Genomic DNA, 17,171 nt, shown 5'->3' with positions numbered 1-17,171 from the left:
CGAATCAGACGGCGTAGCCCATGGCACCCGCCTTCACCGGAGCCTCCGGATCGAGCATCACGTTGACGCAGGCCACCGTGCCGCTGGCCAGGGCCCGTTCGAGCGCGGGGCGGATCTGCGACGGTTCCGTCACGAGCTCGCCATGGCCGCCGAACGCCTCCACGACCTTGTCGTAGCGGGTGGGAGCCAGGCTCGTGCCCGGGGACTTGTCCTCACCGAACATCTGCACCTGGGGAATGCGGATCTGCCCCCAGGCGGCGTCGTTGCCCACCACACACACCATGGGGAGCTTGAAGCGCAGCGCCGTCTCGAAGTCCATGCCGTTGAGGCCGAACGAACCATCGCCCTGGATGATCCAGTGCGTGCGCTCCGGGTGCAGCACCTTCGAGGCGAGCGCGAACGGCGCGCCCACCCCGAGGCATCCGAGCGGGCCCGGATCCAACCACCGGCCCGGCCGGTTCAGCTCGATCACCTTGGCCGCCATGGCGACCCAGTTGCCTCCGTCGGCGATGAACACGGGATCCTGCCCCGGCCCGTTGGCCACGTCCGACAGCTCCCGGGCGAGCCGGTAGTGGTGGATGGGCACGCTGTCGTTCCGCGTCCACTCCTCGAGGTCGCGCAGCTTCTTCTGCTCGCGCTCACGCAGTTGCGCGATGAACGTGTCCCGAGCCCCCCTGGGCGCCGCGTCCGCGAAGGCGGTGAGCGCGCTGTGGCTGTCCGCGATGATGCCCACGTCCACCACGCGATTGCGTCCCACCTCGGTGGGATCGATGTCCACCTGGACGATCTTCGACGCGGCGCTGAAGGTGGGCTCGGCGCCGTAGTTGAGCCGGAAGTCGAAGGGCGTGCCGATGACGAACACCAGATCCGCCCCGCTCAGCGCGTCCTTGCGCGTGTGCTGGAAGAAGAGCGGGTGGTTCGCCGGCAGACAGCCGCGCCCCGCGCCGTTGAGGTACACGGGAATGCGCGCCGTCTCCGCGAAGCGCCGCAGCGCGTCCCACGCCCCGTCCCAGTACACCGACGAGCCCGCGATGATGGCCGGGCGCTCGGCGGACTTCAGCAGCGCCATGGCCTCGTCCACCTTGCGCGGATCCGGCGCCTGCCGCGCGTCCGTGCGGTAGCTCCGGGGCAGTTGCACGGTGTCCTCGTCCACGCCGTTGCAGAGCACGTCCCAGGCCAGCTCCAGGAACACCGGCCCCGGCCGCCCGGAGAGCGCCACGCGGAAGGCCTTGGCCAGGTACGCCGGCACCAGGTCCGGCGTGGGGATGCGGTCCGACCACTTGGAGATGCGGTGGAACAGGTCCACCTGCTCCATCTCCTGCAGGGAGCCGCGGCTCTGGTTGAAGATGGGGGCCGCGCCGCCCAGGAGGATCATCGGAGAGCTGGCCGCATGGGCGTTGGCCACGCCGGTGAGCGCGTCCGTCACGCCGGGGCCCGCGGTCACCACCGCCACGCCCACCCCGCGCGTCACCCGGGCGTAGGCATCCGCCGCGTGGGCGGCCGCCTGCTCGTGGCGGGTGTCGATGACCTGGATGCCCTCCTCCACGCACCCCGCGTAGATGGGGGCCACGTGCAGGCCCGAGAGGGTGAAGATGTGCCGGACGCCCTCCTTCTTCAGCATCCGTCCGACGAGCTGCCCACCGGTGACCATGCCCATGGCGTGCCTCCCTGTGTTGGAACCTCGGAAGACCGGCCATCATGGCCGAATCCTGCCGCCCTGGAAGCCCCTGGATGCCCGGTCCCCCCCTCGGCCGGCGCGAAAAGGCCCCCCTTGTCCTGTCGAAGGCACTCCCCGGATGGCCCCGGGCGGGATAGGAAGGGCGTTCGAAACGAGAAGGATCCCCCGTGCAAGAGTTCCTGGAAGTCCTGCGTCGCCAGGCGGTCCACTTCGGACCCGAGCTGGCCCGCACCGCATATGCGCGAGGCCTGGCCGTCACCCAGAAGGACGGCACCACCCGGCCCATCCCCGTCACCGCCACCCCCGTCATCCTCGACGCGGCGGAGATCCGCCGGCGCTCCGCCCTCTCCGCGCACCTGGCCTCGGCCACGGTGAAGATGACGCGCGCGGTGCTCGCCAGCGACCAGCGCGAGCTGCTGCTCGGCGGCCTCTCCCCCCTGGAGCGCGCGCTCACCGAGCGCACCTTCACCCAGGTGACGCGCCTGGCCACCACGCGGGTGGACTACTTCGTGGACTCGAAGCCGCGCGCCCTCGAGGTCAACGCCACCATTCCGGCCATGCAGGGCTACTCGGACATCGCGGCCCGCACGTTCATCGAGGTGGTGGGCCGGCACTTCCGCTACCCCGAGAAGGCCCTGCACACGGTCATCACCCCCAATGGCAGCAACGCGCTCGCCCTCTACCGGGCCCTGCTGGACGGCTACGCCGCCGAGCGCGACGGGAAGATGCCGGAGACGATCGCCCTGCTCTGCCGCCGCAACGACGCGCAGATCACCGAGCAGCGCTACCTGTGCGAGCGCTTCCGGGAGTTCGGCGCGGACGCGGACATCGTCCACCCGGACGAGGTGTCCGGCGAGGAGTACTTCGAGGTGCGCGGCAAGCGCTATGACCTGGTGTACCGGCACCTCTTCGTGCGGCGGTTGGAGGAGACGCCGGCGCCGTGGGTGGAGGAGTTCTTCGGCACGGTGCCTGGCCGCAAGGCGGTGCTGCTCAACCCGCCGGTGTCACCGGTGGAGGTGAAGACGACCTTCGCCCTGCTCTCGCAGAGCCTCGTGGAGCCCGCGCTCGCCGAGTCCGCCGGACTGTCCGCCGAGGAGGTGGAGGCGGTGCGCGAGTCGGTGCCCTGGACGAGGCCCTTCCGGCACGGCCCCGGAGTGGGACCGGACGGCGAGCGCGTGGAGGACCTGGTGGCACGCGTGGTGTCGGAGCCCGGACGCTTCGTCCTCAAGCGGGCGTGGGACTACGGCGGCCGGGCGGTGTACCTCGGCCGCTCGGTGGGCACCCAGGCATTCGAGGAGCGTGCGCGTGCCGCCTACGGCATGGTGCCCACCTGGGCGGAGCTGTGCGAGCGCGCCGCCACGGATCCGGCGGGCGGTGGCTTCGTGGTGCAGGAGGTGGTGGAGACCACGCCCGAGGAGCACCTGCTGTGCGAGGAGAGCGGCGTGACGTCGATGCGGCTCCATGTGGACTACTCGGCGTACGCCTCGGTGGGGCTGGCGAAGCAGCCGGCCTGGGGCGGGGTGTGCCGGGGCTCCACCTCGGAGATCGTCAACATCGTGGGCGGGGGTGGCGTGCTGCCCCTCATCACCACCGAGGTCGCCCAGAAGCTGCTCATGGCCTGGAAGGCGCTCTAATTAATCATTGCGACCGGTTCCGGGAAGGGATGCCCGGCACAGGGGTTGTTGGCAGGTTATAAGGACAGTGCCGGGCGGGAATCACCGCCGGGTGCAACAGAAAGGAAACGGAAATTCATGGCTTGGGAAACTTCCGGATGGCAGACGGCTCGAGCCGACGTCGGTGACGTGCTCGTGCAGGAGTCGCAGCGCGCGTTCATGTCGCGCGTGTACGGCTGGATGTTCGCCGGGCTCTCCATTACTGGCGTGGTGGCGGTCCTCACCGCCGCCAATCCGCAGTTCGTGGCGCAGATCGCCCAGTGGCGCTGGCCGATGTTCTTCGCGCAGCTCGGTCTGGTGTTCGCCCTGTCGGCGATGGCCCACCGGCTCTCCGGCGCGGTGGCCGCGGTGATGTTCCTCGCCTACTCGGTGCTCACCGGGCTCACCTTCTCGGTGCTCTTCTACGTGTACACACGGGGCTCACTCGCCAACGCGTTCCTGCTGACCGCGGGCACCTTCGGCGCCATGACCATCTTCGGGACGGTCACCAAGAAGAACCTGAGTGGCTGGGCCACCTTCCTCTTCATGGGTGTCATCGGCGTGGTCATCGCCAGCGTCATCCAGGCCTTCTGGCCCAGCCCGATGCTGAACTTCGTGGTGGGCTGCGCGGGCGTGCTCGTCTTCGCGGGCCTCACCGCGTACGACACCCAGAAGCTGCGCGAGATGCACGCCGCCTCGGGTTACAACTCGGCCGCCGCGCTGAGCATCGTCGGCGCGCTGACGCTGTACCTGGATTTCATCAACCTCTTCATCTCGCTGCTGCGCCTCTTCGGCGCTCGCAACGACGACTAGCCCGCGAGGGCCGGGCACGGTGAGTGCCCCCATGCAAGGAGGCGGTGGGCTCCCGGGCCCGCCGCCTCTTCATTTTCCGCGCCCCCGCGAGGCCCGCGGCCGGAGCAGGGGCACCTCCCGGCCGCGCGCCGGACGAACTGGTCCGATGGTCGGACCAGTTGCTCCCGAGCGCGCCCGGGACCTCCCCCTGACAGGACCTCCCCCACCTCGCCTAGACTTTCCGTCATGACCCAAGAGAACGGTCGACCGCGGCGGGATGACGAGCTGGAGCTGGACTGGAAGGGACGCACCACGCCGGAGGAGCGCACCCAGCAGCCCGCGCTCGTGGAGGCGGGAGCGGGCCGTGGAGCGCCGGGAGATCCCCGTTACATGGGCATGGAGCTGCGCGGCGTCCTCGGCCCGCTGATGGAGGGGCCGGGCCTGAGCATCCGGCAGATCAAGGAGTGGGCGGAGATCCTCGTCGGCTGGGAGACGCGCAACCGCTACGAGGCGATCGATACCGACGGGCGCTTCATGCTGTACATCGGCGAGACGGGCGAGGGCTGGGGCAACGCGCTGCTGCGCAACCTCTGGCCCTTCCGCCGCGTGGAGCTGGAGTGCATGACCCAGGGGGGCACCCGGGCCCTGAGCCTCCATCAGCCCTGGACGTTCTTCTTCACGTACGTGGAGGTGACGGCCTGGGACGGGCGCCAGCTGGGCTACATCCAGCAGCGCTTCGGGCTGCTGCGCCGGACGTTCGACCTCTGCACCCCGGCGGGCGTGGTGATGGCCACGCTGGAGGGTCCGCTGTGGAAGCCCTGGACCTTCCACGTCAAGCAGCGCGGCCAGGAGGTGGCCACCATCCGCAAGCAGTGGAGCGGGCTGGGCAAGGAGATCTTCAGCGACTCCGACAACTTCGGGGTGGAGTTCCACCCCGGCCTCACCGACGCCCGGTTGAGGCAGATGGTGCTCGCCGCCACGCTGATGGTCGACCTCTGCTACTTCGAGGATCGTAGCCGCAGCGGCTCCTTCTGGGACGTGCTGAGCTTCTTCGACTGAGGCCGGGCTACTCGGCCTTCTTGCGCGAGAACGGCATCAGCAGCCGCTCCACGGGGCGTCCGCCCACGAGGTGCTCGTCGACGATGGCGGGCACGTCCTCGGGCTTCACCGCGCCGTACCAGGTGCCCTCGGGGTAGACCACCACGGAGACACCGAACGAGCAGGTATCGAGGCACCCGGCCGCGTTGGCTCGCATCTGGCCCTTCAGGCCGCGCTTCTCCAGCTCTTCCTTGAAGCGGGCGCGGACTTCCTCGGCACCCTTCGACGCGCAGCACCCCTTGGGGTGCCCCTCGGGGCGCTGGTTCGTGCAGACGAATACATGACGCTTGAACGGAGGCATGTCGCCCTCCTAACGCGCCTTCCGTCCAAAAGCGATTAACGGAAACGGCACCTGCCTGTGCCTTTCTTGCCTCGGGCCCTAGGCGGCCGGACGATCCGTGCACAGACTCTCAGCAAACATCCGCTAGTGATCATCGGCCTTTCCGCGGGAGTGACCCTACATGACTCGTCATATGATGAGGATCCACTACACCGAGGGCTGCGCAAGAGAGTTGATCGCTGGGCGGGCAGGCTTTAGATCGGCTCCCCCGGCGCGGCTTCGAGCCGCGGAAAGCGTTCCGGACGTGGACCGTCCAATCGGTCACACTCCCCTATCTGTAGGTGGCTCAACGATGGCGGACACAAGATCTGGGGGTCACAGAACCTTGACGAGTCCGGAACGAAGATCGTACCTTTACTTACCTGTCTGCCCCCCAGGAGAGCAGGCGGGACCCCAAGAAAACAGACGTTGAACCCTCGCTACGCACCCTTCCCTACCCAGGGAGGAGGCGTGTCGAATCGAGATCACTCGATCCCGAGAGATCTCGCGGGCTTGGCTTTTTGCAAATTTTGCAACCACACGCTGGGTGAAGAGCAGCGGGAGGGACCATGGAGCACGAGCGGAGCGCCACGGCAGCGGTTCTGGATGGCAAGGAGACGGCGGCGGGGCTGAAGCCGAGAGGCCCCGCTGGCGGGCTGACGGTGGAGCGGTTCTTCACCACGCCCGGGGTGGATCCCGCCGATGAGCTGGCGTGGGAGCTGCGCACGGCGGCCATCTCCGGTGAGGACGGAAAGTCCGTCTTCGAGCAGAAGAACGTGGAGGTGCCCAAGTCCTGGTCGATGCTGGCCACCAACGTGGTGGCGTCGAAGTACTTCCGGGGCACGCCGGGCACCCCGGAGCGCGAGACGAGCGTGCGCCGGCTGGTGGCGCGCGTGGTGGACACGCTGACGCGCTGGGGTGTGGAGGGCGGCTACTTCGCCACGGCGACGGATCGTGACTCGTTCCACGCCGAGCTCACCCACCTGCTGCTGCGCCAGAAGGCGGCCTTCAACTCGCCCGTCTGGTTCAACGTGGGCGTGGAGGAGCACCCGCAGTGCTCGGCGTGCTTCATCAACTCGGTGGGGGACTCCATGGAGTCCATCCTCGGGCTGGCGAAGACGGAGGGCATGCTCTTCAAGTACGGCTCGGGCACGGGCAGCAACCTGTCCACCATCCGCTCGAGCAAGGAGCTGCTGGCCGGTGGAGGCACCGCGTCGGGCCCCGTGTCCTTCATGAAGGGCTTCGACGCGTTCGCCGGCGTCATCAAGAGCGGCGGCAAGACGCGGCGCGCCGCGAAGATGGTCATCCTCAACGCGGACCACCCGGACGTGCTGGACTTCATCCGCTGCAAGTCCAGCGAGGAGAAGAAGGCCTGGGCGCTCATCGAGGCCGGGTATGACCCGAGCTTCAACGGCGAGGCCTACTCGTCGGTGTTCTTCCAGAACTCGAACAACTCGGTGCGCGTCACCGACGAGTTCATGCGCGCGGTGGTGAACGACAGCGCGTGGACGACGCGCGCGGTGCGCGACGGGCGTCCCATGGACACCTTCAAGGCGCGCGACCTGTTCCGGGAGATCTCCGAGGCGGCGCACCTGTGTGGTGATCCGGGCCTGCAGTTCGATACGACCATCAACAACTGGCACACCTGCTCGAACACGGACCGGATCAACGCGTCCAACCCGTGCTCGGAGTACATGTTCCTCGACGACTCGGCCTGCAACCTGGCGTCGCTGAACCTGATGCACTTCCGCACCATCGACGGGGACTTCGACGTCACGGCGTTCAAGCACGCGGTGGACGTGGTGCTGCTGGCGATGGAGATCATCGTCGGCTTCTCCAAGTACCCCTCTGAGAAGATCACCCAGAACAGCCACGCGTTCCGGCCGCTGGGCCTGGGCTACGCCAACCTGGGCGCGCTGCTGATGGCCACGGGCCTGCCGTACGACTCGGACGCGGGCCGCAACTACGCGGCGGCCATCACCTCGCTGATGTGCGGCGAGGCGTACGCGATGAGCGCGCGCATGGCCGGGAAGATGGGGCCGTTCGCGGGCTACAAGAAGAACGAGGAGCCGTTCCTCGGCGTCATCCGCAAGCACCGCAAGGCGGCCTACAACGTGCAGCCGGTGGGTGTGAGCGAGGAGCTGTTCGAGGCCCAGAAGAAGGCCTGGGACGAGGCGCTCGCGCTGGGGACCGAGGTGGGCTACCGCAACAGCCAGGTGACGGTGCTGGCGCCCACGGGGACCATCGGCTTCATGATGGACTGCGACACGACGGGCATCGAGCCGGACATCGCGCTCATCAAGTACAAGAAGCTGGTGGGCGGCGGCATGCTGAAGATCGTCAACCAGACGGTGCCGCAAGCGCTGGAGAAGCTGGGCTACCCGCAGACGCAGGCGCAGGACATCATCACGTGGCTGGACAAGCACGAGACGATCGAAGGCGCCCCGCACCTCAAGCCGGAGCACCTGCCGGTGTTCGACTGCGCCTTCAAGCCGGCGAAGGGCCAGCGCAGCATCCACTGGATGGGCCACCTGAAGATGATGGGAGCGACGCAGCCGTTCCTGTCGGGCGCCATCAGCAAGACGGTGAACATGCCGGCGGACGCCTCGGTGGAGGACATCGAGAAGGCGTACCTGGAGGCGTGGAAGCTGGGGCTGAAGGCGGTGGCGGTGTACCGCGACGGCTGCAAGCGGACCCAGCCGCTGAACACGTCGAAGGACAAGGTGAAGGACACGAAGGCGGCGGTGGCCGAGCCGGCGCTGGCGGCGGCGAGGGACGCCAACGCGATGAGGCGGCGGCTGCCGGACGAGCGGCAGGCGATCACGCACAAGTTCTCCATCGGTGGCCACGAGGGCTACCTGACGGTGGGCATGTACGAGGACGGCACGCCGGGCGAGCTCTTCTGCGTGATGGCGAAGGAAGGCTCGGTGGTGAGCGGCCTGATGGACAGCTTCGCGACGGCGGTGTCGCTGGCGCTGCAGTACGGAGTGCCGCTGCAGGTGCTGGTGGACAAGTTCAGCCACACGCGCTTCGAGCCGAGCGGCTTCACGGGCAACCCGGCGGTGCCGATCGCCAAGTCGATCGTGGACTACATCTTCCGGTGGCTGTCGCTGAAGTTCCTGCCGAGCGAGCAGGCCGAGGGGATGGAGGAGGCGGTGGAGAAGCAGGTGGCGGCGGAGCCGGCGAAGCCGGTGCAGGTGGCATCGGTGGCGCTGCCGATGTCGACGCCGCGGAAGACGTACCTGAACCAGGCGGACGCGCCGCCGTGCCACACGTGCGGAGAGATCATGGTGCGCAACGGGGCCTGCTACAAGTGCAGCAACTGCGGCACCACGAGCGGCTGCAGCTGAGTTCCCTCCGAGCCCCCTCCCCTCTCCCTCTGGGAGAGGGACGGGGTGAGGGTATGAAGTGAACTCGGGTTGGCTCCCGGCTCCCGGGTAGAAAACCCGAGTCCCAAGAAGGCTCCGGTGCGTACCCGCGCCGGAGCCTTTTTCATTACCCCTCGATGTCGGGCAGAGGACGCAACCACCTCGCGTCACCCGAGGCCACCGTCCGCGACGTACCCGAGGCCCGCGGAAGCACCCGCAGGACTCCAGCCGCGTCACACGCGTAGAGCCCCGAGCTCCAGGCGGGGTTCAGCTCCACCACGGCCCACCCGCGCCCCTCGATCCGACCCACGTCGAGGACGACGGCGGAAGGGAACGAGTCCCCAGCCCTCGCGAGCACCTCGGCCGCGAAGGCCTTGGCGGCCTCCAAGTCGAACGCGGCCAGTGAAGGCTCCTCGCGCTCGCCCTTCCAGGCATAGGGGCTCGCGGTCACGACACGGCCCTCGAGAACGAAACAACGGTACTCATCGAGCCAGCGCACGGGCTCGGCGGTCAGGACGGGCAGACTGTCCTCGAGCACCTCGGAGCCGGGAAGCTCCGCCCCCGAGTGGTAGACCGAGGCCCGGAACTGCTTCTCGTCGGCGGGTTTGACGAATCTCGGAAACCGCTCGCCGCGGGCAGCGCCGAGCGAGGTAAACCGCACGTCCCGGAGCACGAGCTCCGCGGGCAGGAGGGACAGCGAGTCGGCGGCGGGCTCGAGCAGCGCCAGGCCCAGCGCCTTCCCGATGGTATCCGCCAATAACGACTCTCCGTAGAAGACGAGGTCCTCCTCGGCCAGCCGCGCGGGAGGACGCCGATCGTGCAACCGGTGGACCCGCCACGAGAGACGCGAGGCCTCCGTGGCGAGGGCGATCGAATCCGAGCTGAAGCGCGGCGACAGCAACAGAACGGGCACGGAGGCACCCCACTCAGAACGAGGAGCCGCTCAACCGGCCATAGGCCTCGGACGCAGCCGTGATGAGCTTCTCCAGGTCGTCGAGCTCCTCCGCGCCGAACGGAGAGGGCCCGCCATCGAGGACGACGAAGCCCACGGTACGCTCACTCGCGCGGATCGGCGCGGCCGCCAGGTGCGAGAACGACTCGCCCAGGGCCGCGAAGAGCGCCTCGTCCTCCTGGCTCTCCGGCATGCTGGAGACCACGAGCCTGCCACCGGCGGCGGCCATGGCGAGGAGCGAGGGCGCGTCGAGATCCACCTGCAACGCGGTGACCGCGGACTTGTTGCTCCCGGGGCCGTACCCACGCCCCACCCGGGCGAAGCCGAACGTCTCGCCGAGCAGGAAGCCTCGCGGGAAACGCCCCTGGCAGTAGGACAGCAGCACCTTGCCCAGCGCGCCGCGCGTCGTCGCCTGCCGCAGGGCCTCGAGTGCCTCCTCGAGCTGCACCAGTTGCACGCCCTGGGAGTCCCCGGCGCTCTCGGCCGGCTCCGTGGAGCTCGCCGCCGAATCGGCGGACGGATCCCAGGTCGGGATGAACTCGTGGACGGACGCCAGGGGGATCTCCTCCTGCGCGCCGGAGGAAGCCGCCTGGGTGGCGCTCGCGTCATCCGACGAGAAGTCCACCTCGATGGCTCGCCGCTCCCAGGGAGACACGGGCTCGGAGTCGGCTCCGGCCTTCGCCGCCTCCGACTGCCGCCACCTCATGAGCTCCAGGTTCGACGTCACCTCCAGCTCCCGCGAAGGCATCCTCGGCAGCTCGACGGGCGCGGGCGCGACCCTGGCCTTGCGCTCGGAATCCGCACCGAGGGGGGCCGGGCTCGCCTCGGACGAAGGCGGCACCACCCCGGACGCATCGGGAGCGCGCTCCTCCTTCTTCTTCGGCTCTGGAGTGGGAAGCGGCGTGGCGGACACGGACTCGGCCGCCGGAGGCGACTGGACCGTGGCCCCCGTGGGCTCCCCGATGGGAGCAGCGGATGCCTCGGCCTCCACCACGAGCGAGACCGCTTTCAGATCCTGCTCGAACGAGGGCGTCGACGTCTGTGCAGGTGCTTCCACGGGCGCCGCCTGAGCGGGCACGGGCTGAACGGAGGGCGCGGACACCGCGGGCTTCGTCTCCGGCGCCGAGACAACGGGAGCGGGAGGCGCGGACTGGACCTGCCCCGCTGGCGAAGAGGACTGCACGCCACCCGGAGCCGAGACCTGCGGCGCGGAGGGAGCCGAAGCACTCGGAGGCCGAGGCGAAACAGGCGTGGCCTGCGCAGCCGGAGCGCCGGGAGGAACCGGCGCGCGAGGAGCACCAGCCGCGGGCTGCGGAGTCCCCGGGCCAGGAGGCGTTGCCTTCTGTGCCGGTGCGGGCTGCGACGACGGGCTCGCCCCCGGAGCAACGGCCGAGGGAGCCGGTACCTGGCCAGCGGGAGGAACCGTCCCCCCCTGCACCGGCGCGGGCCCGGGACGAACCGGGGCGCTCGAAGGCTCCTGGCGCGGCGACATCCCCGGAGGAGGCAAGACCCCGGGAGGACGCGCCGTCGCGGGCGCACCAGGAGGAACCTGGGCTCCGGGAGCCGACGACACTCCTGGCGCCGGAGGACGCACGGGTGCCGCTCCCGGCTGACCCGCCAGAGCCTCCGGAGGACGAGGCGTCCCCGCCGCCGGAGGAGATACCTGCCCGGTGCCCGCGGCAGTGCCCTGAGGAGCCGCCCCCTGCGCGGGAGGAACCGAGGCGGCCCCGGAGGGAGCCGCTCCCGGGGCGCTCCGAGGCAGCATGCCCGGAGGCAGGTTCGGACCAGGTTGCGAGGAGCTACCCGTGGTGGGCGCGGTCCCCGCCGGCTTCGCGACCGCCGGAGCGCCTGGCGAAGCAGATGTTCCAGCGGCCGGTGCCGCGCTCGGAGCCGTCGGCCCGGCAGGCGGTTTCGCGGCAGGAGGCTGATGCGGGACTCCAGCCCCGCCCTGCCCGCCAGCGGGTGCACTCGTCACGGCAGGAGACGTGGGTGCGCCCGTCGCCGGTGCGGGGCGCGGAGGCACGGCGGCGCCAGGCCCAGCGGCGGCTTTCGGAGCCCCCGAGGGCTGCGCGGACACGGCACCGGCGGGCGCGCCCGGAGCAGCGACCGCGGAAGCAGGCTGAGCGGGTGCGGCCCCCGCGGGAGCACTCCCCGGCGCGGTGGGCGCGCCAGGAGCAGCCTGTGGCCGCGAAGGCACCGCCGCGCCAGGCGCCGGAGACGTACCCGCCGCCGGAGGCTGCGCGGAAGGCCCTGCCCCCGGAGCACCGGGCGACCCCGGCGGACGAGGCGCCGCGGCCCCGGCCGGGACACTCCCTGGAGCCACTGGCACCTGAGTGCCACCCATCGTCATCGCGGGCTTCGGAGGAACCGCGCCCACGGGAGCACCGGCGGGCGCTCCCGGCGTGGCGGGCGCTCCCGGCGCGACGGGCGCTCCCGCCACCGGCGCCGCGGGCTTCGCGACGGGCCCTGCCGCCGAGGGCGCGGGCCGCATGCCCGGAGGCTGATTCGCCACGGGAGCCGCCGGAGGCTGAGCATGAGGACCCGCCCCGGGGTTGGCACCCGGAGCGGACGCAGGCGGAGGCCCCGCGCGCACGGCGGCGGGAGGAGCCCCGGGCGCGGGCGCGGGCTGCGCCGGAGCCGAAGGAGCCGGAGCACCCGCGACCGGAGGCCTCGGCGCGGACGCGGCCGCCGGCTGGGCCTGCAACGGCTGCGGCGACGCGGGCTTCGGAGCCGGAGCGGCCCCCGGCCCCACCGCGAGCTTGGGCTGGCCGGGCCGGGTGGGACGCGTCGGCTTGGGGATGCCGTAGCGCTTCTCCAGGAAGTGGAAGAGGCGCAGCTCGGGCACGATGGAGGGCACGATGCGCATGCCCGTGGCGAAGCTGAGCGCGTCCAGGTGCTTGGGATCGAACGGCGCCACCATGGCCGCCTTCATGCGGCGGCCCTCGATCGCCAGCGGGAAGGCCAGATGGCTCCGAGCCAGCTCGGGCTTGAGTTGTGCGAGCGTCTCCGCGGGCACCGCTTCCATCTCCGCGTCCGTGGCGAGGGGGAAGTGGTACACGTCCGACAGCGCCTGGCCCAACGCATCCAGGTCGAGCACACCCAGCTCGACCAGGTTGATGCCCAGACTGCCGCCGTAGATGAGTTGAGACTTCAGCGCTTCATCGAGCTGAGACTGAGTGATGAGGCCCTTGCGGACCAGGTGCGCTCCGAGCTGTTCGGCCATGGGGCCCCGATACTAGACCGGTCCGCGCCCAAGAGCGCATGCGACTCGCATCCCCGCCGTGCGGCACCCCACAACCACGCCCGAGTGCCCCGGCAGCGAGCTAGTAGGCGTTCTTCGACAGGAAGCCGCCCAGTGCAGTGCGGATGAGAATCTTCAGGTCCATCAGCAGCGACCAGTTCTCGATGTAGTACAGGTCGTACTCAATCCGCTTCTGGATGGACGTCTGCCCGCGCAGGCCGTTGATCTGCGCCCAGCCGGTGATGCCGGCCTTCACCTTGTGGCGCAGGTGGTAGCGGGGGATCTGCTTCTTGAACTCCTCGATGAACACGGGCCGCTCGGGGCGGGGGCCCACGAGGCTCATGTCGCCCCACAGCACGTTGAAGAACTGGGGCAGCTCGTCGAGCGAGTACTTGCGCAGGAAGGTGCCGATGGGCGTGCGCCTCGGGTCCTCCTTGCTGGCCATCATGGCGCCACGGACCTCGGCGTCCACGCGCATGGTTCGAAATTTGAGAATATGAAAAGTCTCGCCATCCATGCCCATGCGCTCCTGGGCGTAGAGGATGGGACCGCGGCTGGTGAGCTTCACCGCGAGGGCCACCAGCAACATGATGGGCGCGCTCACCACGATGGCCACCAGCGCGAAGAGGATGTCGAAGACGCGCTTGGCCACCATGTTCCAGCCCGTCATCGGATCGCCCTGGAGGCTGATGATGGGCAGCCCGCCGAACTCCTCGAGCCCGCCGTACAGGGTGACGTACTGGTAGAGGTCCGGCACCACCTTCACGTCCACCGTGCGCAGCGCGAGCTGCTCCATCAGCGGCTTGACGGCGGCCTGGTCCTCGAGCGGCACGGCGATGACGACCTGATCCACCGGGCGCGCATCCAGCACGGAGTCCACGTCCTTCACGTGGCCGATGACGGGCACGCCCAGCACCTGCTCGCCCACCTTCTCGGGGCGCAGCGAGAGCACGCCCACCACGCGGAAGCCCAGCTCGCGGTGGCTCTCCACCGTCTCGATGACACGCTGGCCCAGCTCGCCCGCGCCGATGAGCAGGATGGACTTGAGATTGTAGCCGCGCCGGCGCACCTCGTTGAGCACCTCGCGCAGCACCAGGCGCACCATCGACACGCCCACGAACGAGTAGCCGGCGAAGAAGGCCAGCATCAGACGCGAGTAGCGCTCGCGGGTGAAGTACGTCAGCGCCACCACGATGAGGGTGGCCATGACGGTGGCCTTGAAGACCTCGAACACCTCGCCGATGTGCGTGCGCGCCCGGTTGGTGGCGTACAGCCGCGACTGCCGGTAGGTGACCGGGAAGACGATGAGCACCGTCGCCAGGGACAACAACGTGTCATCCAGGGGCGGCAACCCGTGGAACACGGGGATGGGGCCCTCGAAGCGGGTGACGTAGGCGAGCGCGAACGCCACCGTCAGCATCACCACGTCGGCGGCGACTTTGATGGACGTATAGAAGCGCTGGAACCGGCTGAACACGCGGGCCTCCTTCTGTGGCCTGCAAGACGCGGCCGCCACCTGCAATCGTCGCACCCCACCCCGACACGCCGTCCGCTACCACACACCCCATGCGGCCGGAGCGCTCCTAACACGGAAACCGCCCGGAATCCAAGGGGTTGCCCCCGCTTGTGGCCAACGGTGCGAGCCTCCTGGACCCCGGGCGACCCTCTCGGAAAAGGAGGGCCTCCAGGACAGAAGTGTCAGGGTGCGGCGGCCCGGGCGGAAGAAACGACAGGAGCCCCCATCACCACGTCCACCTCGGCCTGGATGGAGCGCAGGAAGGCGGCCCGGCTGAAGCGCTCGGCCTGGGCGCGGGCGTCGGCGGGGCGGAAATCGGGCTCCCACCGCTCGAAGCGGCGCACGGCCTCCACCAGCGCATCTGGCGTCTGCGCGTCGAAGAAGAGGCCCGTGCGAGGGCTGACCGTCTCCAGTGCCCCACCCCGCCCGTAGGCGATGACGGGACGGCCGCAGGCCTGTGCCTCCAACGGGACGATGCCGAAGTCCTCCTCGGCGGTGAAGATGAGGGCGCGGGCGTCACGATAGAGGCCGGCGAGGGCCTCGTCCGACACGGGCCCGAGGAAGCGGATGTGGGAGGGCAGCGCCCCCGAGGTGAGCCTGGCCGCCTCCTGGCCGGTACCCACCACCCAGAGCGGCGCGTCCAGCTGGCGGAAGGCCTCCAGGGCGATGTCGAGCCGCTTGTAGGGGGCGAAGGCGCCCAGCCACAGGTAGTAGCCGCCCTGGCCGAGGCCCTCCAGCGGGTGCTGGCAGAAGCGCTCCAGGGCGACGGGCGGGTACACCACCTGGGCCTCGCGGCCCCAGAAGCGCCGCACCTTGCCGGCGATGTGCTGGCTGTTGACGAGGATGCGGTCGACGCCAGCGGTGCTCTCGCGATCCCACTTCTGGAGGTACGGCCGCACGGCATGCGCGGCCACGCGGACCGGCAGCGAGGCACGTCCGGGCCCGAAGTAGTCGTCGAACAGGTCCCACATGTAGCGCATGGGGGCGTGCACGTAGGCGAGGTGCTTCGCCCCGGGCGGCTTGCGGATGCCCTTGGCCACGCAGTGGCTGGAGGAGACGACGAGGTCGTACCCCTCGAGACGCATGGACTCGATGACCTGGGGGAGGACGGGGAGGAAGTGCCGGTAGAGCTTGTGGATGCGCGGAATGCGCTGGAGGACGGAGGTATGGATGGGCCGCGACTCGATGCGCGGGTGCACCACACCGGGGCGGTAGACGAGGGTATGGATGTCCGCCTGCGGGAACAGCTCGCACAGTGCCTCGAGCACGTGCTCACCGCCGCGCTGGGTGACGAGCCAGTCGTGGACGAGGGCGACCTTCACGGGCGGGCCTTGTACCACCGCTTGGCCCCGATGCCGACAACCGGGCAACCGAGCCCCCCACGGCGGCCCGCGCGTGTGGTAGTGCCTGCTCCGTGGCGAGCGTCCTCATCGACCTGCGGATGGTCCGTGGCCGGCTGCACGGCATCGCGCGATACGCGCTGGAGCTGGCGTGCAGGCTGCCGGAGATGGCCCCGGACCTGCGCTTCAGTGGCCTCACGGGCCCGGAGGGGCTGCCAGCGGGACTCGGCGCCCTCACCCCGCGCATCCCCCTGCACCGCTGCCCGGCGAGCTTCCTGTCGCCGCTGGAACAGCCGGCACTCGGGGCCTCGCTCGCCCGGCTGGGGCCGGATCTGTTCCACGCGACGTCCTTCTCCGTGCCGGCGCTGTGGCCCGGACGACTGGTGGCCACGCTGCACGACGCCAACCACCTGGTGCTGTCGGAGCAGTACGGCCCGGGCCGCCGCGCCTACTACAAGCTCATCGTGGGCCCGAGGGCGAAGACGGCGCGGGCGCTCATCACCGTCTCCGAGTTCTCCCGCGCGGAGCTGGCGCGCGAGCTCGGCCTGTCGCCATACCGCCTCCAGGTGATTCCGAACGGAGTGGACGCGCGCTACCAACCGCCAACGGCCTCGGAGCTGAAGGACTTCCGGGAACGGCGAGGGCTGCCGCAGCGCTTCTTCCTAGCGGTGGGCAACACGAAGGCGTTCAAGAACCTCGGGATGCTGGCGGAGATCGCACCGTCACTGCCGGTGCCCATCGTCCTGCTCGCGGGCAGGAAAGCGGTGTGGGAGCTGGGCTTCCCGGACAGCACGATCGAGCTGGCCGATCTGCCCGAGGACGACATGCCGCGCCTCTACGGAGCCGCGACCGCGCTGCTGCTGCCCTCGCGATACGAGGGCTTCGGGCTGCCCGCGCTGGAGGCGATGGCCTGCGGCACTCCGGTGGTGGCCGCGCGAGCCACGTCCCTGCCGGAAGTGGTGGGCGAGGCCGCACTGCTGCTCTCGCCGGACGATGCGAACGCCTGGCGCGAGACGGCGTTGAAGCTGCTGCGCGACGACGCCCTGCGCCGGGAGCTCTCGGAGAAGGGCCGAGACCGAGCCGCGCTGTTCAGCTGGGAGGACTGCGCCCGGAAGACGCTGGCCACCTACCGCCGGGCGCTCGAGGCCCGCTGAGCCTTCTCTCTGCTCCATTGAAGGACATCCACCCCATGAAAATGGCTTTGGTTCCGCGAAA

Annotated in this window: 11 protein-coding genes; 5 read left to right on the top strand and 6 right to left on the bottom strand. The window is 69.8% G+C overall.

Annotation, left to right across the window (positions count from 1 at the left end):
• Positions 1–4: 4 nt before the first annotated feature.
• Positions 5–1,657, bottom strand: a complete 1,653-nt coding sequence (locus NR810_RS33490; protein ID WP_257458518.1) for a thiamine pyrophosphate-binding protein — start codon at positions 1,655–1,657, stop codon at positions 5–7.
• Positions 1,658–1,845: 188 nt separating this feature from the next.
• Between NR810_RS33490 and NR810_RS33485 the strand changes: the two genes are divergently transcribed.
• The 3 genes from NR810_RS33485 (at position 1,846) to NR810_RS33475 (ending at position 5,181) form a co-directional block, all read left to right on the top strand.
• On the top strand, positions 1,846–3,312 hold the full coding sequence (locus tag NR810_RS33485; protein ID WP_257458517.1) for a hypothetical protein: 1,467 nt from the start codon (positions 1,846–1,848) through the stop codon (positions 3,310–3,312).
• 117 nt (positions 3,313–3,429) lie between these two features.
• The gene (locus NR810_RS33480; RefSeq protein ID WP_257458516.1) at positions 3,430–4,143 is read left to right on the top strand and encodes a Bax inhibitor-1/YccA family protein; all 714 of its coding nucleotides are present in this window, start codon (positions 3,430–3,432) and stop codon (positions 4,141–4,143) included.
• 225 nt (positions 4,144–4,368) lie between these two features.
• Complete coding sequence (locus tag NR810_RS33475) at positions 4,369–5,181, top strand: phospholipid scramblase family protein (protein ID WP_257458515.1); 813 nt, start codon at positions 4,369–4,371, stop codon at positions 5,179–5,181.
• Positions 5,182–5,188: 7 nt separating this feature from the next.
• Here NR810_RS33475 and NR810_RS33470 read toward each other — a convergent pair whose 3' ends face one another.
• Positions 5,189–5,521: a (2Fe-2S) ferredoxin domain-containing protein gene (locus NR810_RS33470; protein ID WP_257458514.1), complete on the bottom strand. Its 333-nt coding sequence runs from the start codon at positions 5,519–5,521 to the stop codon at positions 5,189–5,191.
• 587 nt (positions 5,522–6,108) lie between these two features.
• Here NR810_RS33470 and NR810_RS33465 point away from each other — a divergent pair.
• Positions 6,109–8,889, top strand: coding sequence for a vitamin B12-dependent ribonucleotide reductase (locus tag NR810_RS33465; RefSeq protein ID WP_257458513.1), 2,781 nt, complete (start codon positions 6,109–6,111; stop codon positions 8,887–8,889).
• Between the two features lie 145 nt (positions 8,890–9,034).
• Here the strand turns inward: NR810_RS33465 and NR810_RS33460 are convergent, their stop codons facing one another.
• The 4 genes from NR810_RS33460 to NR810_RS33445 all read right to left on the bottom strand — a co-directional run bounded on the left by NR810_RS33460 (position 9,035) and on the right by NR810_RS33445 (position 15,938).
• Complete coding sequence (locus tag NR810_RS33460; RefSeq protein ID WP_257458512.1) at positions 9,035–9,820, bottom strand: ATP-grasp domain-containing protein; 786 nt, start codon at positions 9,818–9,820, stop codon at positions 9,035–9,037.
• Between the two features lie 13 nt (positions 9,821–9,833).
• The gene (locus NR810_RS33455; RefSeq protein WP_257458511.1) at positions 9,834–13,082 is read right to left on the bottom strand and encodes a GspE/PulE/PilB domain-containing protein; all 3,249 of its coding nucleotides are present in this window, start codon (positions 13,080–13,082) and stop codon (positions 9,834–9,836) included.
• 100 nt (positions 13,083–13,182) lie between these two features.
• Positions 13,183–14,577, bottom strand: coding sequence for an undecaprenyl-phosphate glucose phosphotransferase (locus NR810_RS33450; RefSeq protein ID WP_257458510.1), 1,395 nt, complete (start codon positions 14,575–14,577; stop codon positions 13,183–13,185).
• A gap of 221 nt (positions 14,578–14,798) precedes the next feature.
• Entirely contained in the window at positions 14,799–15,938 is a 1,140-nt protein-coding gene (locus NR810_RS33445) for a glycosyltransferase (RefSeq protein ID WP_257458509.1), read from the bottom strand.
• 119 nt (positions 15,939–16,057) lie between these two features.
• Between NR810_RS33445 and NR810_RS33440 the strand changes: the two genes are divergently transcribed.
• The gene (locus NR810_RS33440; RefSeq protein ID WP_257458595.1) at positions 16,058–17,110 is read left to right on the top strand and encodes a glycosyltransferase family 4 protein; all 1,053 of its coding nucleotides are present in this window, start codon (positions 16,058–16,060) and stop codon (positions 17,108–17,110) included.
• Positions 17,111–17,171 lie beyond the last annotated feature (61 nt).

The sequence above is a fragment of the Archangium lipolyticum genome, assembly GCF_024623785.1.
Lineage (GTDB): Bacteria > Myxococcota > Myxococcia > Myxococcales > Myxococcaceae > Archangium > Archangium lipolyticum.
This window is presented reverse-complemented; position numbering and strand designations above follow the sequence as displayed.

Coding starts and splice junctions, on each gene's coding strand:
- NR810_RS33490 (WP_257458518.1), bottom strand. CDS start 1,657: ATGGGCATGGTCACCGGTGGGCAGCTCGTCGGACGGATGCTGAAGAAG.
- NR810_RS33480 (WP_257458516.1), top strand. CDS start 3,430: ATGGCTTGGGAAACTTCCGGATGGCAGACGGCTCGAGCCGACGTCGGT.
- NR810_RS33475 (WP_257458515.1), top strand. CDS start 4,369: ATGACCCAAGAGAACGGTCGACCGCGGCGGGATGACGAGCTGGAGCTG.
- NR810_RS33470 (WP_257458514.1), bottom strand. CDS start 5,521: ATGCCTCCGTTCAAGCGTCATGTATTCGTCTGCACGAACCAGCGCCCC.
- NR810_RS33465 (WP_257458513.1), top strand. CDS start 6,109: ATGGAGCACGAGCGGAGCGCCACGGCAGCGGTTCTGGATGGCAAGGAG.
- NR810_RS33455 (WP_257458511.1), bottom strand. CDS start 13,082: ATGGCCGAACAGCTCGGAGCGCACCTGGTCCGCAAGGGCCTCATCACT.
- NR810_RS33440 (WP_257458595.1), top strand. CDS start 16,058: ATGGTCCGTGGCCGGCTGCACGGCATCGCGCGATACGCGCTGGAGCTG.